This is a genomic window from Micromonospora carbonacea (assembly GCF_014205165.1).
GTDB lineage: Bacteria > Actinomycetota > Actinomycetes > Mycobacteriales > Micromonosporaceae > Micromonospora > Micromonospora carbonacea.
The window spans coordinates 2,414,081-2,431,310 of sequence record NZ_JACHMZ010000001.1 but is presented as its reverse complement, the minus strand read 5'-3'; the positions used below and the strand labels follow the sequence as shown (position 1 = coordinate 2,431,310).

The following is a 17,230-nucleotide window of genomic DNA, read 5'->3' as shown; positions in this document are numbered from 1 at the left end:
CTCCTTCACAAGCGGAACAGCCGCTTAGCGTTGCCTTCACGAATGGCCCGTCGGTCTTCTTCCGGGACGGGTAGGCCGTCGATCGCCGCGAGCACGGGGGATTCCATGCCGACGAGCGGCGGCGAGTCGGTGCCGAGCAGGATCCGGTCGGCGCCGAACACCTCGAGGTTCGCGCGTAGCGCCCTGGCGCTGGGTGACGCCGTGTCCACCCACAGCGCGCGCAGGTACTCGCTCGGCGGTCTGCTGAGCGGCAGCGGCGCCGCCGGCGCCCCACCGCCCCGCGCCCATTGCGGCGGTGCGTAGATGAGGTCGAGCTTCTCCGCGAGCAGCGCCAGCGCGCCACCGGCGCCGGTGGCGACCAGCCGCAGGCCGGGGAACTTCTCCAGCCAGCCGCCGAGCACGCAGCACCCGACGCCGATCGTGACGTCACAGAACCGGCCGAGCTGTTCGAGCAGCCGGTGGTCTGTCAGGCCGGTGCCCGCGGCGGGCTGCGCGGGGGCGTGCAGCAGCACCGGCGCCTCCAGCTCGTCGGCCATCGCGAAGAACTGCCCGGCGGCCGGATCGTCGAGGTAGCGGCCGGCGACGCTGGTGTTGATCACGAAGCCGACGAAGGCGCCGTCCCGGTAGGTCTGCGCCGCGCAGGCGAGGTGTTCGTCGTCGCCGAACGGGTTCGCGTACACGAGCGCGCGCAGGTGCCGGGGGTGGGCGGCCACCTGTCCGGCCAGCCAGTCGTGAAAGGCCCGCAGCCGGTCGGTCGGTTGCGCGTAGTTGTCCACGCCGGCGACGGGCACCATGGCCCCCGCGCCGACCGGGCTGCCGACCACCGTCAGCTCGATGCCGACCGCCAGCTTGCGTTCGATCATGCCGGGCACGTCGCGCAGGCTCGGCGGCATCGGGAAAGGGCTCATGGACTCGGGTGGGCTGATGTGGCCGTGGACGTCGATGGTCACCCGCTCGCCTCCGCGTCACGCCGGAACGGTCCGGTCACGTCCGCCCTCCCCACTCCGCGCCGACGGGCCCGGCCGCGAAGATCTCCGCGACCGCCGCGCAGTCGTCGTCACCGTGGCCCCGGCGTACGGCCTCCTCGTGGCTGCCTGCCGCCGCGCCCGCCATGGGCAGCACGACCCCGTGGCGTTCGGCCTCCCCGACCGCGAGGGTGAGGTCCTTGGCCATCAGGCGTAGGCGGAAGTCGGGGCTCTCGTAGGACCGCTGCGTCATGCGCTCGGCCTTGAACCGCATCACCGGCGCGGCGAAGCCGCTGCCCGTCACCGCGTCGAGCACGGTGCGCCGGTCGAGGCCCGCCGCCTCGCCGAGCCCGATGGCCTCGGCGAGCGCCTGCATCTCGACCCCCATGATCATGTTCATGATCAGTTTCAGGGACATGCCGCTGCCGAGCGCTCCGACGTGCAGGACCTGCCGACCCAGCGCGCGCAGCACCGGCTCCGCGCGCCGGACGAGGGGGTCCGGACCGCCGACGTACCAGCGCAGCAGTCCGCTACGCGCGTGGTGTCCGTTGCCGACCACACCGGCGTCGATCAGCGGTCCTCGGTCCGCCAGCTTCCGCACGGCCTCCGGCGCCACGGTGGTCGCGTTGACCACCAGGTTCGGCCGGGCGGCGAACACCCCCTGCGGCCCGGTGAGCACGGCCCGCAGCGCAGCGTCGTCCGCGACGGAGACGAGCACGACGTCCGCGCCGCGCGCCGCCTCCTCCGGTGTGGCCGCGACGGTCAGCCCGGCGCGGGCCCGGCCCGCGGTGCGGTTGTGGACCCGGAGCACGGCACCCGTCTCGGCGATCCGCTCGGCCATGCCACCGCCCATGGTGCCGAGTCCGACCACGGCGAGCGTGAGGCGGCTGAGGTCGGGCGCGGGGATCGCCTCCTCGACCGGTCGTCCCGGCCGCACGGCGGGGCGCGTCGTCCTGTCGGTCATGAGGACACCGCGTCCGACTGGCGGTGGGTGACCAGATCCAGCCGTTGCTCGGCGAAGAACCGCGCGAACCCCGCGGGCGTCGTCAGATCCCAGCCCGGCTCGAGCAGCCCGGTCATGCCGGCGGTCGTCGGTGCGCCCACCACCGTCCTGCCGAGGTGGTCCGCAGCGGCGTCAAGCCCGCCGACGAAGTCGGCGACCCGTACCACGAAGTCCCCGTGCCAGAACACGCTGGTGCTCGCGAGGGGCGTCGTCGTGGCGGCACCGAGCAGCGGGCGTCCGGCTCCGAGAAGCTCGGCGATGTCGTCGCCGCGGCCCGGACGCACGGGGTACCGCAACGCGATCCGGATCCGCTCGCCGCCGGGGGCCAGCAGCGCCGGGTCGGTGACCCGGTGCACGACCCTGGTCATCATCGCGCGGGCGAAGAAGTCCCGGGCCCCGGTCGGCGCTTCGAGGTCGCGCTTCTCGGTCAGGAGGGGGTTGAGGGCCGACTCGGTCCGCCGGATGGCGGGCTGGGCGGACAGGTGCCGCATGATCAGCGGCAGCGGTCCGTCCACGTCCATGACGCGCACGACCCGGTTGCGCCAGAAGAACACCGAAGTACCCAGGAGGCGGGCACCCCCGTCAATCTCGGTGGCCGGACGTGGGTAGCCGGCGAGCACGCGCCGGGCCTCCTGCTCGGTGCCCGGCCGCACCGTGAACGTCAGTGCGTGTCGTTCCATGTGGGCTCTCCTCGGTCGGGGGAAGGACGCTGCCAGGCCGACAGCAGTTCCAGCTCGTCGAGCCGGGCGGTGGTGCGGCGCTGCCACACCCGCCTCGGCGTCGCACGCAGCACGAGATCGCGCACGCGCGTGGCCACGGGTGACGAGAGGTGGTGCATGCGGCCGATCTCTCGTGCCTCGCGGACCATGCCCTCGGTCGCGGGGCCGCGGCGGGTCTGGTACGCGGCGAGCGATCTGCGGAGGGCACCCGCGTCGGCCAGGTCGACACCGCGCAGCTCCGCCGTCAGCGCGAGCACGTCGAGCAGCGCCTGCGATCCGCCCTGGCCGGTCGTCGGCTGCATCGGGTGCACCGCGTCGCCGAGCAGCGCGACCCGCCCGGTGTGCCACGTGTCCACCGGGTCGCGGTCGTGGATCGGCGTACGCAGCACCGCGTCGGGGTCGGTGGCCTTGAGCAGGCGGCCGACGAACGGCGGTGCGGTGACGAACTCTCCGACGAGGTCCACGGTCCGCGGCGGGTCGGCGAGCGTGGCAACCCAGTAGGTCCGCCCGTCCGGCAACGGCCACGCTCCGAAGCTACGGCCCGCACCGACCACGTGCAGCGCGGTGCCCTCCGACACCGTCTCCACCGAGACCGGCGCGGTGCCCCGCCACGAGTCGTAGCCTGCGTAGCTGGTCGGCGCGCGGTCGCCGACGACGTGCGCGCGCACCGTGGAGTGCAGTCCGTCCGCTCCGATGAGGAGGTCGCCGCGGACCGTGGTGCCGTCGACGAGGTGCGCGGTGACCCCGGTCGCGTCCTCGTCCACGGCCGCGACCGGCGCACCGGTCCGCACGGCCTCGTCGGGCACCCCCGACCTCAGCGCGGCCATCAGGACCGCCCTCGGCACCGTGACGCTCGGGGCGCCCAGCTGCGCCGTGGCCTCGGCCAACGACCAGCTGGCGAGGTAGCGTCCCCGCCAGGACACCAGCCGGTACTCCCCGACGGGTACGCCGGCCGTGAGCACCGGTTTCGCGACTCCGAGCATCCGCAGGGCCATGGCGGCGTTGGACTGCACGCCGAGGCACGCACCGGACAGTCGTTCCTGCGCCACCCGGCGTTCCAGCACCGTCACCCGGTGGCCCAGCCCGGCCATGCCGATCGCGGCGGCCAGGCCGCCGACCCCGGCGCCGACGACGACCACGCTGCCGGTGGCGCTGCCGCTCACTCCTCCACCCTGGTCTCACGCCGGACGGTGAAGCGCACCGAGCGGCGCTCCACCACGCAGGCCAGCATCGGGGCGGCCAGCTCGCGGTGTCCGGGGGAACGCTCCCACTCGAGGAAGTCCGCCGCGCTGTGCCACTCGCTCGTGATCAGCCAGTCGTCCGGGTCCTCGGTCGACTGGCAGACCTGGTCGACGCGGTGACCAGGCAGCGAGGCCACCTCCCAGCGCACCTTCTCGTACGCGTGCAGGAACTCCTCCGCGGTGCCCGGCTTGAGCCGGAGCAGGAACAGCACCCGGTAGCCGTGATCGTCCTCGTTCGTCTGCTCGTTCATGTGGACCTCCATGTCCCGCCCTGGCCCCGCGCGCGGCGGGTCAGGCGACCTTCTCCCAGCCACCGGAGCGGTGACTGCGCCGTACGGCGTCGGAGACCGCCGCCACCTGCCAGGCGTCGACGATCGTGGGGTGCCCGTTCTCGACACCGGTGAGGATGGCCTCGACGAACCGCCCCGCCAGTGCCGCCCACTTGCGCAGTCCCACCTCGCGCGGCGTGTTCGCCCCCGACGCGACGGTCTCCGGCACCTCCACCCGGGTCGGCTGTGCACCGGGGCGCGACAGCCACAGCCCTGCGGCCCCGCGCCACTGCAGCGCGCCGTCCTCGCCGTAGAGGCTCACCTCGTCCTCGACCGGACCCAGCAGGTGCCACGCTTCCCAGAACCGGGCCCGCACACCGTTGTCGAAGTCGGCGCTGAAGTCGTAACCGGTGTCCGCCGTGACGGGCACCCTCGGCGCGTCGGAGGTGCGGCCGTCGTTGTCCCGCGCCCACGCGAAGGCCTCGGTGATGTCGTGGAACCGCCGGGGCGCGGCAGCGTCGTCGACGTCGTACGCGAGCCTGCCGCGCACCCGGTCGATCTCCGCGCCGACGAGCCACCGCGCACGGTCGATCACGTGGCTGCCGTGCTGGGCGAGCGCGCCGCCGCCCTCGTCCGCCTGGTACATCCAGGTGGCGGGTAGCTGCGGGACACCGAGGGGACACGTCGAGTGGATCTCGACCAGCCTTCCGATGGCGCCTTCCGTCAGCAGCTCGCGCATCCGCAGCAAGCCGGGGTCGTCGCGCCAGATGAAGCCGCTGGCGTGCCGGACACCGGACGCGGCCACCGCACCCATGATGGACCTGGCCGATTCGAGGTCGGCGGCAAGCGGCTTGTCGCACAGGACGTGCCTGCCTGCGGCAACGGCGCGCAGCACCGGTTCGAGGTGCACGGCGGGCGGGGTGGCGACGGACACCACGTCGACCGCGTCGATCAGCTCGTCGAGCGAGTCGGTGACGAGCCGGATCCCGTACTGCGCGGCGCGCTCCTCGGCCCGTGTTCTGGTGCGGCTGAGGATCGCCACGATCTCCGCGCCCTCGGTGCGGTGGAACCCCTCCAGGTGCAGGCCGGCGCCCCACCCGGCACCGAGCACCCCGACACGGACAGTTTTCGGCACGGCAAACCTCCTGGGTGGCCGCGTGGTCGCGGCCTGCTCTCAGCTGGCGGAGACGGACGGGGCGACGACGGACGCCTGGCGGATCAGCGCGGCGAAGCGGGCAACGCGCCGGCCGAGGTACCGGGCCGCGTCGAGGGCGGGGGCATCGACGGAACCGTCGCGGTGCGCCTTGGCCGAGACACCGTACGGATTCCCGCCCACGCGGCGCACCACCGGATCCCCGTAGCCGGCGGGGACGATCACGCCGCCCCAGTGGTAGACGCTCTGGAACAGGGCGAGCAGGGTTGTCTCGTGCCCACCGTGGTCGGACCCGGCCGCCGTGAACCCGGCGACCGCCTTGTCCGCCAGTTTCTCCTGCTCCCACAACGTCCATGTGGCGTCGATGAACCGCTTGACCGGGGCGGCGACGTTGCCGAAGCAGGCCGGGGTGCCGATCACGAGTCCGTCGGCCCAGTTCAGCGCCGCGAGGGCACGGTCGATCGGCTCCAGATCGGTGGCCGGCAACTCGACCGACCTGACCGAGGCACCCGCCGACGCCGCGCCGGCGGACACGGCCTCGGCGAGACGCGCGACGGTGCCACCCGAACTGTAGTAGATAATTGCCACCCGGGTCATCGGAACTCCCTGCACCATAATTGGTCTCCGAGATTCCCTCGGCCTTCGAGGATCGTCGATTACTTGCCCGTTGTCAAGAACCTTCTTCCGCGGACAATTATTGAACGAAACGCGACCGGATCGGTCCTGACAAAACGGGGGCGTGCCGTATTTCGGGGGCACTTGCTAGCGCCGCCGTCGGGTCGCTAGTTTCTCTCCGACACTGATCGGAAATCCGCCGGGCGAAAGGTGTGGAAATGGAGATCGGAATTGGGTTGCCGTCGACGGTGCCTGGCTTCAGCGGGTCCGAGGTGGTCGAGTGGGCCAGGCGGGCGGAGGCGCTCGGCTTCTCCACCCTCGGCGTCATCGACCGGCTGGTCTACGCGAACGCCGAGCCGCTCACCGTACTCGCGGCGGCGGCGGCGGTGACCACGCGGATACGGCTCGCGACCACGATCCTGGTGGCGCCGGCCCGACCGAGCGGGGCGTTGCTCGCCAAGCAGGTCGCCAGCGTGGACCGTCTGTCGGGCGGGCGGCTCACCCTCGGCCTCGGGGTGGGCGGCCGCGCCGACGATTTCGCCGTCACCGGCACGCGGTACCACGAGCGCGGCAGGCGGTTCGCGCAGATGCTCGCGGAGATGCGCGACGTGTGGGCGGGTTCGGAAGGCACGGGCGAGATCGGCCCCGCCCCGGTCCAGGAGCGCATTCCCGTGCTGCTGGGTGGCCGCGCCGAGGCGGTGTTCCGGCGGGTCGGCGAGGTCGCGGACGGTTGGATCAGCACCGGCGGGCGCGTGGAGATGTTCTCCGAACTCGCCCCGAAGGCGTGCAGGGCGTGGACGGAAAACGGGCGGCCGGGCAGGCCCCGGTTGGCGGCGATCGGATACTTCGCGCTCGGCGACGGCGCCCGGCACGCCGCCGACGAGCATCTGCTGGACTACTACGCCTTTCTCGGCGACTTCGCGAAGTTCACGGCGGCCGGCGCGCTCACCGACGCGGGGGCCGTTCGCGAGACGGTGGCCGCGTTCGCCGAGGCGGGTTGCGACGAGCTGATCCTGCACCCGTGTCTGAGCGACCCCGAGCAGGTCACCCTCCTGGCCCGGGCGCTGGCCTGAGCGCGGCCTCCACCTGCTCGCGCGTCAGGTCCCACAATCGGGACCCGGCGGCACGGTCCGTGGCGAGCGGATGCGCGACCGTCCGCTCGCCAAGGTCGTAGTAGGCCCCGGTCACGCTGGCGACCCGCTCGTCGAGCAGCGGCCGGACCACCCACGCGGCCCCGTCCTCGACCGGGTTCGCCGGCCCCCCGAACGCCTCTCTGACCAGCCGCGTATCGGTGTAGCCGGGGTTGACTGCGACGGCCACCGGCCGCCCGCGCCCGGCACGGGCGGCCAACTCACCGGTGAACATGACGAGCGCCAGCTTCGACTGCCCGTACGCCGACGAACGGTCCCACGACCGCTCGTGCTGCAGGTCGTCCCATCGCAGCTCGGCGCGGGCAAGCATGCCGGAGCCGACGTTGACGACCGTCGCCGTGCGCGCCATGAGCGCGGTCGTCAGCGCGAATGGGGCGAGGTAGTTCACCGCCCAGGTCAGCTCGTACCCGTCGGCCGACAACCTGCGCCGGTGCGCCAGCCGGTTGGGGGGAAACAGCCCGGCGTTGTTGATCAGCGCCCGCAGCGGCGGGTGCGTCGCGGCGACGCGCGTGGCGAGCGCCCGGACCTCCGTCAGACTCGCGAGGTCGGCGTGCACGGGCCACAGCCGCGCGCCGGGCACGTCGGCCTCGATCCGCCGGCACGCAAGCGCCGCGGCGTGCCCGGTGCGCCCGTGGACCAGCACGCCCCAGCCCGCCTCCGCCAGTATCCGAACCGCCGCGTGCCCGATGCCTGCCGTCGCGCCGGTGACCAGCGCCAGAGGCGGCTCCGTCACCTCGCCTCCCCCACCGGGGCCGCCCACAGCACGGCGCGACGTCGCTCGTACTCGGCGAGCCATGCGCCGTGGTAGGCGGCTCGCGCCCCTTCGCCGAAGCCGTTCAGGGCTAGCTCCACCAGAGCCGGGTCCATGCCTTCGGCGATCCACGGCAGCAGGAAGGGGAACAGGCCGGCCTCCTCCAGCTCCCGAGTGGTCCGCCGCTCCATGTCCGCCCACTCGTCGCGCGTGTAGCAACCGGGAAGCAGCGGTACGACCTCCCGCTCCTCGACGTCGAGGTGGGTGCCGACGACCTCGTCCAACTCGTTGGCGAACCCGGCGGCCGCCCGACGGTCCTCGGGGCCACGCACCCGCGTCAGGACGTCCGCTGCCCGGGTGAGCAACACGTCGAGCCGGGTGTGCTCGGCCTCCATCTGTCGCAGGGACGCGTCGGCCGACGGGAACACCGCCGCCACCCTCGGAAAGATGGCCCGGTCCTCGTTCTCGTGGTGGTGCTGCAACACGGCGGCGAGACCGCGCCAGTGCTCGACGAGGGCACGCTGCCGCGCCTCGTCGATCTCCTCCCCCGAGCTGAGCAGATCGCGCAGCCTGGCGAAGTCGCGCCGGAAGCACTCGTGCGCGCGCAGGAAGGGCAGCAGGTCAAACTCGGTCACCATGTCCGTCGTCACTCGGTCAACCTCATTCGCTCGGGCCGGTCTCCCACCGGCCCGCCCGAGGTCGTCTCGAGGTCAGTCCGGTTCGTCGTCCGGCAGGTTCTCGCCGTTGTCGCCGTAGTCCAATGCCTTGCCGATGCGTTCGAGCAGGCTGTCGAGGGTCTTTCGCTCCTGCTCGGACAGGAGCGCGAGCGCGTCCTCCTCCAGGCCCCTGGTGATCGCCGGCACCACGTTGCGCAGCTGGTCACCCCTGGGGGTCAGCCACACCCGGACTCGCCTGCCGTCGCGCTGGTCGCCCGCGACGCGCAGCAGGCCGGAAGCCACCATCCGCTGGATGGCACGGGTGACCGTCGGCGCCTCGACGTTGATCGCCGTCGCGATCTCGCCCGGGGTCAGGCCGTCGCGTTCCCAGAGGCGGCCGAGCACGAACTGCTGGCCGGAGTGCACGCCGTGCTGGGCGAGGCGACGCTGCGCCTCGCTCTTCAACCGACGCGACACCAGCGCGATCCGTGAGAGGAAGACGTCTTCACCGGCGTACACAGGCTGATGGTAACCCCGTGGCACCGCCGGGTGTACGTCACGAGCTTCCTGCTCAGCGCCCACAGGAGCGGCGCGAGGTCACCGCCCGCACACACGCACGCTCCCGCACCAGAAACAATCGGTAAACCGGCACCCCCCAACGGTCAATTAGTGGACGCGGCCGTTCACATAATGCGGGGAACGCAATGTACCGTACGACAGCAGCGGAGAAGAAGGCAACCACGTATGGCCGAGGCAATTCCAATACGGACTTGTTCCGAGTCGCTATCAACCCGACGCGACCAACTCGTTGACGACCCCGCGCACGCTGTATACGCTCACGAACGTGAATGTGACCACACCCCGCCCTTTTCGGTTCGCCGTGAACATGATGGCGCCCGCCGCCCGCGCTGAATGGATCGCTAAGTGCCGAAAGGCCGAGCGTATCGGGTTCGACGTAATCGTTGTTCCCGACCATCTCGGAATGCCTGCGCCGTTTCCCGCGCTGGTGCTCGCCGCCGAGGCGACCGAGCGCCTGAGGCTCGGCACACTCGTGATCAACACCAGCTTCTACAACCCAGCCCTGCTCGCTCGGGACGTCGCGGGCACCGACCAGCTCACCGGCGGACGCCTCGAGCTCGGGCTCGGCGCGGGCTACGTCAAGGCCGAGTTCGACGACGCGGGCCTGCCCTTCGGCTCGCCGGGAAAGCGCATCGACCACCTGGAACGGACGGTCACCGAGCTCCGTACGCGCCTCAACGACCCGGAGCACCAGCCCCGGCCGGCACAGAAGCAGGTGCCGTTGCTGCTCGCCGGGCGCGGCGACCGCATGCTGCGCCTCGCGGCAAGGCACGCCGACATCATCACTTTCAGCGGGGTCGAGAAGCCGGCCGAGGACGGCCAGATGGCTCCGCTCGCGACCGCCGAACGGGTGGCCGAGCGCGTCTCCTACGCGCGGAACCTGCTCGGCGAACGGGCCCAGGAGGTCGAGTTCAACTTCCCGCTCCAGATGGTCCGCATCACCAACGACCGGCGCGCCGCCGTCGCGGAGTGGGAGGAGCGGGCCGGGCTGAGCGTCGACCAACTGCTCGAGATCCCGGGCATGCTCGTCGGCACCCCGAAACAGATCGCGGAGCAGTTGCGGCACACGCGGGAGACGCTCGGTGTCACCTACCTGACCGCCCTGGAACCGGACATGGACGACTTCGCCAGGGTTATCGAGGAACTCCGGTGAGGAACACGGCGGGTCCGCCTGCCGCACGTCAACCCCGGGGCAACGAGGCGCCCACCTCCTGACGTCGGCGAAGCTCGCCCCGATGGGCACATGGGATTGCTCGAAAAGGAGATCTCCACCGTGAGAATTGGCTACAAGGCCTCGGCCGAGCAGTTCGGCCCACGACCGCTCGTCGAGCACGCGGTGCGCGCCGAGGAACTCGGGTTCGACAGCGTGTGGGTTTCCGACCACTTCCTGCCGTGGCGGCGACACGGTGGGCACGCGCCGGCCGCACTGGCCTGGATGGCGGCGGTCGGGGAGCGCACCCGGCGGATCCAGATCGGCACGAGCGTGATGGTGCCGACGTTCCGGTACAACCCGGCGGTCGTGGCGCAGACCTTCGCCACCCTCGCCCTGCTCCACGACAACCGGGTCGCGCTCGGTGTGGGCACCGGCGAGGCGTTGAACGAGGTCGCCGTCTCCGGTCGCGCCTGGCCGGAGTTCAAGGAGCGGTTCGCGCGGCTACGCGAGGCCATCGGCCTGATGCGGGCGCTGTGGACCGAGGACGAGGTGACCGTCGACGGCGGTTACTACCCGCTGGTCGGCGCGCGGATCTGCGATCGCCCCGCCGCGCCGGTGCCGATCTACGTCGCTACCGGCGGCCCCCTGGTGGCCAGGTACGCCGGCCGCGTCGCTGATGGCCTCATCTGCACGTCCGGCAAGGGGATGGAGCTTTACGTCGACAAGCTCCTGCCCGCCGCCGTCGAGGGCGCCACAGCGGCGGGACGGGACGCGGCCGATCTCGACCGGATGATCGAGATCAAGATCTCGTACGACCGGGATCCCCACCTCGCACTGGAGAACACTCGCTTCTGGGCACCGCTGTCACTGCCGGCGGAGCACAAGCACTCGGTGTCCTCGCCGGACAAGTTGGAGCGGCTCGCCGACGAGTTGCCGATCGAGCAGGTCGCGGGACGGTGGATCGTCACCGCCGACCCGCGCGAGGCCGTGGCGCAGATCAGGCCCTATCTCGACGCGGGCATGAACCACCTGGTCTTCCACGGCCCGGGACACGACCAGGAGCGGTTCCTCACGCAGTTCGCCACCGACGTGGTACCGCGGTTGCGCGCGCTCGAGGGCACGGCGGCGATGGGCCGCCTTGGCACGATCCAAAAGCCGGCCTCGGTTATTTAGCCAGCTAATTAAAAGACCCGGGGCGAAAGCCCTGGTGGCGCACGTTTCGACCGCGCCCCGTTTCGAATTTGCGCGCCCGGGCGATGCCCTGTCAGCACTTGCGCCTGCGTTCGCTTCTGCTAGCGTAGACAGAAAGACCTGCGCCAATAAACGAAGGGCGGAGAATCAATTACACGCCATTCTTCGGGGAAGCCGCGTTTCCGCATCCAGTGACGACCACCCTCGCCATTGGAACAGGGGGAAGATCGTTAGATGGCGCATATCGAAACGGAACGCATGGTGGCCTCGGGGCGTTGCGTCCCCTGCGCGCAGGGCAGCGGAAAGCGGGGCCCGCGCCCCGTCTACGGACGCCACGGCAGGCTCTCCCGGCACGAGCGGCTGACTGGCACAGTCGGCTACGCGGACGAGCCTGTCCACGTGTCCGACGCGCCGGCGGAGCCACTCACGCCGGTCGCCGCCACGCCACGCCGGGGCCGACCCTGGGCAGCGCGAAGGCGTCCAGGGGAGCCTGAGGCGACGCCTGTCGCGTCAGCGCACGCCGGCGGAGTGCCGCTCGCCGGACGGCCACAGCCGTCCGGTTCCTCGGCGGCGCCCCGGGGACACCACTCGACGGCCAGAACGGACCGGCGGCCACGGGCGGGCGACGACGCCCCTCCCGTGACGGCGGCCGGCGACCCCGTGCCGACGGGCCGCAGGCGATCCGCTCGGCCCTCTCCTCGAAAGGCCACGCCGCGCCCCTGTGTACGTGGGAAACCGTCACGGTCGCCCGCACGCTCCACCAGATCGACACGACACTCGGCACGGTCACCGGCACCAGCCGGACGAACTGGCAGGAGGCAGACACGCACGGCGGTGGTGCTGCGACGCGGAACCAGATCGGACCGGCACTGATCACGGCGACATCACGAGGGGAGAACTGGTGTGACAACGGGGGAAGAGAGTTCGGGGCAGCGGTTAGAAGTCCTCGGCGCGCGGACGGGACGGCCGGTTGTCAAGCCCGCCGCGGGCCCGCGTCGGGGCACCGCCGGCGCCGGGGACATCATACGGATGCCCGGCACCCCGACCGGCGCGGCCGTGGAGAAACCGCGGTGAGCGCCGGGCGACCAGCCGTCGCACGCCAGGTGCCGCACCACGGCACCGAGGCGCATCGCCGGCATCCACGGACCAAGCCGGAGCAGCGGTTGCCTGGTCGACCACGCAGTGAACAGGCGAGCAGGGCGATCATCGCCGCGACGCTGGAGATGCTGGCCGAGGGCGTCTCGTTGGACTCGTTGTCGATGGAGGCTGTCGCCACACGGGCAGGGGTCGGCAAGGCGACCCTCTACCGCCGGTGGTCGAACAAGGCGGCGTTGATCTCCGATGCGTTGGTGTCGCTGTACGAACCGCCCGTCCCGGTCCTGCGCGGATCGGTGCGCGAGGAACTCACCACGGCGGTGGACGACCTGCGCCGGTGGACGCGGGACTCCATCGCGGGACGGCTGCTGACGCACTTCACCAGCGGACCCTGCTGCTCCCCCGAGTTGCGGGCCCAGTACTTCCAGTCGGTCATCGAACCCAAGAAGGCGGTTTTCCGCGAGATCCTGCGTCGGCGGATCGTCAACGGCGACGTCCATCCGAGCATCGACATCGAGGCGACCCTCTGGATCGTCTTCGGCTCGGTCCTGTTCGGCTACGCACTCTCGGAGGGGGCCGGGGAGGAACAGTTCTCGTCGGACAACATCGTCGACCTGATCCTCCCCGGCATCTCGTCCGCGTCACCGCCGCAGTGACCTCACCTCGCCACCGGAACGGCCTCGATCATGCTGTCCACCCGGGGGCTGGTGCCGACCGGCCCGTCCCACTGGGCGGTCACCGCAAAGCCGGCGGCGGCCAGCAGGGCACGCAACTCCCCCTCGGTCCGGTCCTTGCCGCCGAGCACCACGAGCATCTGGAGGTCGGCGAGCAAGGCCGGGTGGAAGCCGTCGGCGTCGGGCAGCAGGTGGTCTACGACCAGCAGCCGCCCCCCGTCGGCGATCCGGTCCCGCACACCGGTCAGCAGCGTGACGGCCTGCTCGTCGCCCCAGTTGTGCAGCACCCTGGACAGGACGAAGGTGTCCGCCCCCTCCGGCAGCGAGTCGAAGAAGCTCGCCCCGACGATCTCGCACCGGTCGGCGACGCCGTACGCGGTGAGGTTCTCCCCGGCACCGCGCAGGGCCTCCGGCAGGTCCTGCAGGATGCCGCGCAGGTGGGGGTGCGCGCGAAGCACGGTCGCGAGCAGGGTGCCAATGCCGCCACCGATGTCGGCGACCACCCGCGAGCGCGCGAAGTCGTAGTCGCCGAGCACCTCCGGCGGCCGGTCGGTGACACCCATCGTGCGGTGGAAGATGTCGTTGTACTCGGGGTGGGTCGCCAGGTAGTCGAAGAACGGCGTGCCGAAGGTGTGGTCGAACGCGGGCTTTCCGGTCCGGACGGTGTGCAGCACGTCGCTCCAGGAACGGAAGGTCTCGCCACCGTGCAGCATGATTCCCCAGCGCAGCGTGTTCGGCACGTCGCTGCGCAGCGCACGGCCCAGCTCGGTCAGGGAGAACGCCCGGCCCGAATGTGCCTTCAGCACACCGAGCCCGGCGAGCGCCCGGCAGAATCGGAAGAGCGCGTCCTCGTTCGCCTGGCAGGCCTTGGCGAGGTACGAGATCGGCACCGGTTCGGCGTCCAACTGGTCGGCAATTCCGAGACTGGCCGCGACATATAACGACTGGTTTATCCAGGGGCCACCCATGAGATGCAGTCTCAGCAACTGCTCTCCAGGGTCGACGCCTTCCGCGATGGTCATGGAGCCTCCTGTCCAACGTTGAATTCATGCTCTCAGGAGGCAATGTTTGTCGTCAAGCACCTATAGCAGGGTAATCGAATCCACAATTAGATACGGATCGGTATTGTTTGCAAATGCGGAAGGGCGGGGTTCGTCGGCGGTCGCCGACGAACCCCGCCCGGGTTTATCGTGAGGTCAGAATCCGAACGCGAGCAGGACGCGCCCGGGGATCCCGTAGAACGAGTAGTAGCCGGACTGCACGTAGAGCATGCCGTTGGCCACGACCGCCCCACCGTTGCCGGACACCGAGCCGCCGGAGCCCGTGGCACCGTTCACACCCGTGTACTGGCGGATGGTGTCGTACTCCCAGACCACCTGCCCGTCCCTGGCACGGTAGATCCGCATCTTGCCGTCGGCGCTGCCCTCGTACACCAGGTCCGGAGTGGTCGTCACCGCCGAGATGTGCGACAGGTTGCAGTTGCTGGGGAAGGCGATTGCCCCGCCCGTCGAGCAGCCGTTCGCCGGGTTCGGCGTGCGCCACAGGATGTGCCCGTCGGCAGGGTCGAGCGCGAACAGCGTGCCGGGGTTGGCCTGCCAGGTGGCGACGTAGAGACGCTTGCCGTCAAAGCTCGATCCCCATTGCACACCGCCCCAGCCGCCGTTGGGCTGCGGCACCCCCACCTGCTGCTGCCAGACGATCTCGCCCGTCCGCGCGTCGAAGGTGTGGTAGACGCCGGACTTCTGCCCGATGCCGACGAGCCGGCGCCCCTGCGGCGTGATGAAGACGTTGGGCGAGGCGCCGAAGTCGTAGTCCAGGTTGGTGCCGCCCTCCAAGCCCTCACAGTGCGGCTGCGGACTCGGCACGATGCACCCGACGGTCCAGGTGTCCTCCTGGTTCATCTGCTGCTTCCAGCGCAGGGCACCGGTCTTCGCGTCGAGCGCGATCACCGAGTTGTGGTCACCCGTGGTGCCGGAGTAGCTCTGGCCGGTGCCGAAGTACACGGTGTTCGAGATCGGGTCGATCGCCGGGCTGTTCCACACCGGTGCGCCGGCCGGCGCGTAGCGGGGCGACCCGTCAGGCCACGTTCCGTCGAGCACCGGCTGCGGGGTGGTGTAGTAGCGCCAGTCCACCGCGCCGGTCGCCAGGTTGAGCGCCACCAGCTGCCCGCGGAAGGTGCAGCACGGGTAGCCGGGGTCGGCGGACGCCTTCGCCTCGCTGCTCGACACACCGATGTACACCCGGCCGCGGTGCACCAGCGGGGAGCCGGTCAGCGCGGCGAGCGCGTGGTCGGACACCCTCGTCGCCCAGATCAGCGCCCCGGTGTCCTTGTTCAGCGCGTAGACGTAGCCTCGGTAGTCGCCGAAGATGACCTTGTTGCCGACCACCGACGGCCCGTCGCGCAGGGCATTGGTGTTCGTGGCGTCGATGGGGCCGGAGATCGGCGTGACGTCGAAGACCCACTTGGTCGCCCCGGTCGTCGCGTCGAGCGCATAGAACTTCGCGTCGCGTGACCCGACGTACAACGTGTTGTCCACGACGGCGGGCTGGCTGGAAGTGGCGCCGTCCACGTCCGGGAACACGAAGGCCCATTTGAGCTTCAGGCTCTGCACGGAATGTTCGGTGAACTGCTTCTCTTGCGGGTTGAACCTGCTGCCGATCACGTCCTTCTGCCACGTCGACCAGTTGCTGCCCGTCCGGGGGCCAGTGGCCGGAGCGACGGCGGCGGACGAAACCGGCGACATCACGGACAGGGTCAGCGAAATAGGCACCAACGCAGCCATGAATAAGGCGGCATACTTTTTTCGGCGCAGCACAATCAACGACACAACTCCCCCATGGCAGTTAGTTCCAAGGCAGATAATTACCCGGGTAACGAACGGTAGTGTACACGACCTCACCAACCTGACAACGGCTTAAGTAAATCCCTCTTCGCAATCAGACGATCACCCTGAGCTATTCCACGAGAACGGGCGACAGTATGGGTGACTGTCTGGAATGCCGGGAAGGAGTGAGACGCGCCAGATCTGTCTGGCGCGGAAAGAAGACGTGGCATCTCGATACGAAGTGGTTCTTCACAGACCTACTTCGTAGCGGTCCCGCATCGACACGATCGACACATCCACCGCCGCACAGTCGATACGCGAGGGGGCGGTGGACCGTCCGGCCGGGTCGCTCGACGCCGCACGCGCGTCGGGACACCACCGCGGGGCCCGGGCGCCGTCCTACCGCGAGGCGGATGGCGGTGCGGACGGCTTGGAGGTGTTCGTCGGAGAGGATGACGACGGCGCGGCGAGTGCGCGCTACGGATCAGCCGTCCCCGTGCGAGCCGTAGGTGACCTCACCTGCACGCCGGTACGTGCAGACCAGCGCGCCGGCGGCTGTGGCGCGGCTGTCCACCAGGGAGAACGCGGCGGCGCGGGCGGCCTCGGCGAACAGTCGCTTGCCGGAGCCGAGCACAACGGGGAACACCATGATCCGGTACACGTCCACGAGGTCGTGCTGAACGAGGGTGCGGAGCAGCCCCGCGCTGCCGACGACGTGCAGCTCGCCGCCGGGGCGGGCGCGGAGCCGCGCGATGGCCCCGAGCGTGTCCGCACCCAGCAGCGTCGAGTTCTCCCAGTCGGCCGTGCGGAGCGTGCGCGACGCCACGTGTTTCGGCATGGCATTGAGCGCGGCGGCGGCCGCCGCGTCCGGGTGATCGGCGGGCACGGCCGGAAAGTGTCGGGCGAAGACTTCGTAGGTCCGCCGGCCGAGTAACAACCCCTCGCAGGCCACGATCCCCTCGTTGACGAAATCCACCGCCGCCTGGTCCATGTACGGCACCTGCCATCCCCCGTGCGGGAATCCGCCGTCCCTGTCTTCGTCAGGGCTTCCGGGTGCCTGCATGACTCCGTCAAGGGTGACGAATGCATCGACTACGATCTCGCTCATGCAGGCCAGTCGATCATCTGGTCGCGCTTGGTCGCAAGGCTTTCGGTCGGAACCGCGTCGCGGGGCGATGCGACGGCTGTCG

The 17,230-nt window shown here is 70.6% G+C and carries 17 protein-coding genes; 4 read left to right on the top strand and 13 right to left on the bottom strand.

Features of this window, described 5'->3' with window-relative positions:
* Nucleotides 1-5: 5 nt before the first annotated feature.
* Genes HDA31_RS10570 through HDA31_RS10540 form a run of 7 tightly spaced genes read right to left on the bottom strand, consistent with a single transcriptional unit; the run spans nt 6 to nt 5,947 of the window.
* The gene (locus HDA31_RS10570; protein ID WP_178064914.1) at nt 6-950 is read right to left on the bottom strand and encodes an amidohydrolase family protein; all 945 of its coding nucleotides are present in this window, start codon (nt 948-950) and stop codon (nt 6-8) included.
* Nucleotides 951-984: 34 nt separating this feature from the next.
* On the bottom strand, nt 985-1,929 hold the full coding sequence (locus HDA31_RS10565) for an NAD(P)-dependent oxidoreductase (RefSeq protein WP_178064913.1): 945 nt from the start codon (nt 1,927-1,929) through the stop codon (nt 985-987).
* Nucleotides 1,926-2,648, bottom strand: a complete 723-nt coding sequence (locus HDA31_RS10560) for a SchA/CurD-like domain-containing protein (protein WP_178064912.1) — start codon at nt 2,646-2,648, stop codon at nt 1,926-1,928. Before HDA31_RS10560 ends, HDA31_RS10565 begins: the two co-directional genes overlap by 4 nt.
* The gene (locus tag HDA31_RS10555; RefSeq protein ID WP_178064911.1) at nt 2,630-3,850 is read right to left on the bottom strand and encodes an FAD-dependent monooxygenase; all 1,221 of its coding nucleotides are present in this window, start codon (nt 3,848-3,850) and stop codon (nt 2,630-2,632) included. The genes HDA31_RS10560 and HDA31_RS10555 overlap by 19 nt, the downstream gene beginning before the upstream one ends.
* On the bottom strand, nt 3,847-4,179 hold the full coding sequence (locus tag HDA31_RS10550) for an antibiotic biosynthesis monooxygenase family protein (RefSeq protein ID WP_178064910.1): 333 nt from the start codon (nt 4,177-4,179) through the stop codon (nt 3,847-3,849). The genes HDA31_RS10555 and HDA31_RS10550 overlap by 4 nt, the downstream gene beginning before the upstream one ends.
* Before the next feature lie 40 nt (nt 4,180-4,219).
* On the bottom strand, nt 4,220-5,332 hold the full coding sequence (locus tag HDA31_RS32920) for a Gfo/Idh/MocA family protein (RefSeq protein WP_178064909.1): 1,113 nt from the start codon (nt 5,330-5,332) through the stop codon (nt 4,220-4,222).
* A gap of 39 nt (nt 5,333-5,371) precedes the next feature.
* Nucleotides 5,372-5,947 carry an NAD(P)H-dependent oxidoreductase gene (locus HDA31_RS10540; RefSeq protein ID WP_074473051.1) on the bottom strand — a complete coding sequence of 192 codons (576 nt, stop codon included), beginning with the start codon at nt 5,945-5,947 and terminating at the stop codon, nt 5,372-5,374.
* A gap of 236 nt (nt 5,948-6,183) precedes the next feature.
* Here HDA31_RS10540 and HDA31_RS10535 point away from each other — a divergent pair, with 236 nt between their 5' ends.
* A complete protein-coding gene (locus HDA31_RS10535) occupies nt 6,184-7,038 on the top strand; it encodes an LLM class flavin-dependent oxidoreductase (protein WP_178064908.1) in 855 nt (284 codons plus the stop codon).
* Here the strand turns inward: HDA31_RS10535 and HDA31_RS10530 are convergent.
* Genes HDA31_RS10530 through HDA31_RS10520 form a run of 3 tightly spaced genes read right to left on the bottom strand, consistent with a single transcriptional unit; the run spans nt 7,010 to nt 9,042 of the window.
* Nucleotides 7,010-7,849 carry an SDR family NAD(P)-dependent oxidoreductase gene (locus HDA31_RS10530; protein ID WP_178064907.1) on the bottom strand — a complete coding sequence of 280 codons (840 nt, stop codon included), beginning with the start codon at nt 7,847-7,849 and terminating at the stop codon, nt 7,010-7,012. The genes HDA31_RS10535 and HDA31_RS10530 overlap by 29 nt on opposite strands.
* Nucleotides 7,846-8,517, bottom strand: a complete 672-nt coding sequence (locus HDA31_RS10525; RefSeq protein WP_074473049.1) for a hemerythrin domain-containing protein — start codon at nt 8,515-8,517, stop codon at nt 7,846-7,848. Before HDA31_RS10525 ends, HDA31_RS10530 begins: the two co-directional genes overlap by 4 nt.
* A gap of 60 nt (nt 8,518-8,577) precedes the next feature.
* Nucleotides 8,578-9,042 carry a MarR family winged helix-turn-helix transcriptional regulator gene (locus HDA31_RS10520; protein WP_074473048.1) on the bottom strand — a complete coding sequence of 155 codons (465 nt, stop codon included), beginning with the start codon at nt 9,040-9,042 and terminating at the stop codon, nt 8,578-8,580.
* A 325-nt stretch (nt 9,043-9,367) separates the two neighbouring features.
* On the opposite strand from HDA31_RS10520, the gene HDA31_RS10515 reads away from it, so the two are divergent.
* The 3 genes from HDA31_RS10515 (at nt 9,368) to HDA31_RS10505 (ending at nt 13,197) form a co-directional block, all read left to right on the top strand.
* Complete coding sequence (locus HDA31_RS10515; protein ID WP_219824891.1) at nt 9,368-10,255, top strand: LLM class F420-dependent oxidoreductase; 888 nt, start codon at nt 9,368-9,370, stop codon at nt 10,253-10,255.
* A gap of 96 nt (nt 10,256-10,351) precedes the next feature.
* On the top strand, nt 10,352-11,428 hold the full coding sequence (gene fgd / locus HDA31_RS10510; RefSeq protein WP_246383855.1) for a glucose-6-phosphate dehydrogenase (coenzyme-F420): 1,077 nt from the start codon (nt 10,352-10,354) through the stop codon (nt 11,426-11,428).
* A 1,088-nt stretch (nt 11,429-12,516) separates the two neighbouring features.
* Nucleotides 12,517-13,197, top strand: coding sequence for a TetR/AcrR family transcriptional regulator (locus HDA31_RS10505; RefSeq protein WP_178064905.1), 681 nt, complete (start codon nt 12,517-12,519; stop codon nt 13,195-13,197).
* A gap of 2 nt (nt 13,198-13,199) precedes the next feature.
* Here the strand turns inward: HDA31_RS10505 and HDA31_RS10500 are convergent, their stop codons facing one another.
* The 3 genes from HDA31_RS10500 to HDA31_RS10490 all read right to left on the bottom strand — a co-directional run bounded on the left by HDA31_RS10500 (nt 13,200) and on the right by HDA31_RS10490 (nt 17,148).
* Entirely contained in the window at nt 13,200-14,237 is a 1,038-nt protein-coding gene (locus HDA31_RS10500; protein ID WP_074473047.1) for a methyltransferase, read from the bottom strand.
* A gap of 174 nt (nt 14,238-14,411) precedes the next feature.
* Nucleotides 14,412-16,031: an outer membrane protein assembly factor BamB family protein gene (locus HDA31_RS10495; protein ID WP_246384688.1), complete on the bottom strand. Its 1,620-nt coding sequence runs from the start codon at nt 16,029-16,031 to the stop codon at nt 14,412-14,414.
* A gap of 493 nt (nt 16,032-16,524) precedes the next feature.
* A complete protein-coding gene (locus HDA31_RS10490) occupies nt 16,525-17,148 on the bottom strand; it encodes a dihydrofolate reductase family protein (protein ID WP_178064904.1) in 624 nt (207 codons plus the stop codon).
* Nucleotides 17,149-17,230 lie beyond the last annotated feature (82 nt).

Excerpts from the sequence above, each read along its gene's own strand:
- HDA31_RS10565 (WP_178064913.1), bottom strand. The coding sequence starts at position 1,929 with ATGACCGACAGGACGACGCGCCCCGCCGTGCGGCCGGGACGACCGGTC.
- HDA31_RS10560 (WP_178064912.1), bottom strand. The coding sequence starts at position 2,648 with ATGGAACGACACGCACTGACGTTCACGGTGCGGCCGGGCACCGAGCAG.
- HDA31_RS10550 (WP_178064910.1), bottom strand. The coding sequence starts at position 4,179 with ATGAACGAGCAGACGAACGAGGACGATCACGGCTACCGGGTGCTGTTC.
- HDA31_RS10540 (WP_074473051.1), bottom strand. The coding sequence starts at position 5,947 with ATGACCCGGGTGGCAATTATCTACTACAGTTCGGGTGGCACCGTCGCG.
- HDA31_RS10535 (WP_178064908.1), top strand. The coding sequence starts at position 6,184 with ATGGAGATCGGAATTGGGTTGCCGTCGACGGTGCCTGGCTTCAGCGGG.
- HDA31_RS10500 (WP_074473047.1), bottom strand. The coding sequence starts at position 14,237 with ATGACCATCGCGGAAGGCGTCGACCCTGGAGAGCAGTTGCTGAGACTG.
- HDA31_RS10490 (WP_178064904.1), bottom strand. The coding sequence starts at position 17,148 with ATGAGCGAGATCGTAGTCGATGCATTCGTCACCCTTGACGGAGTCATG.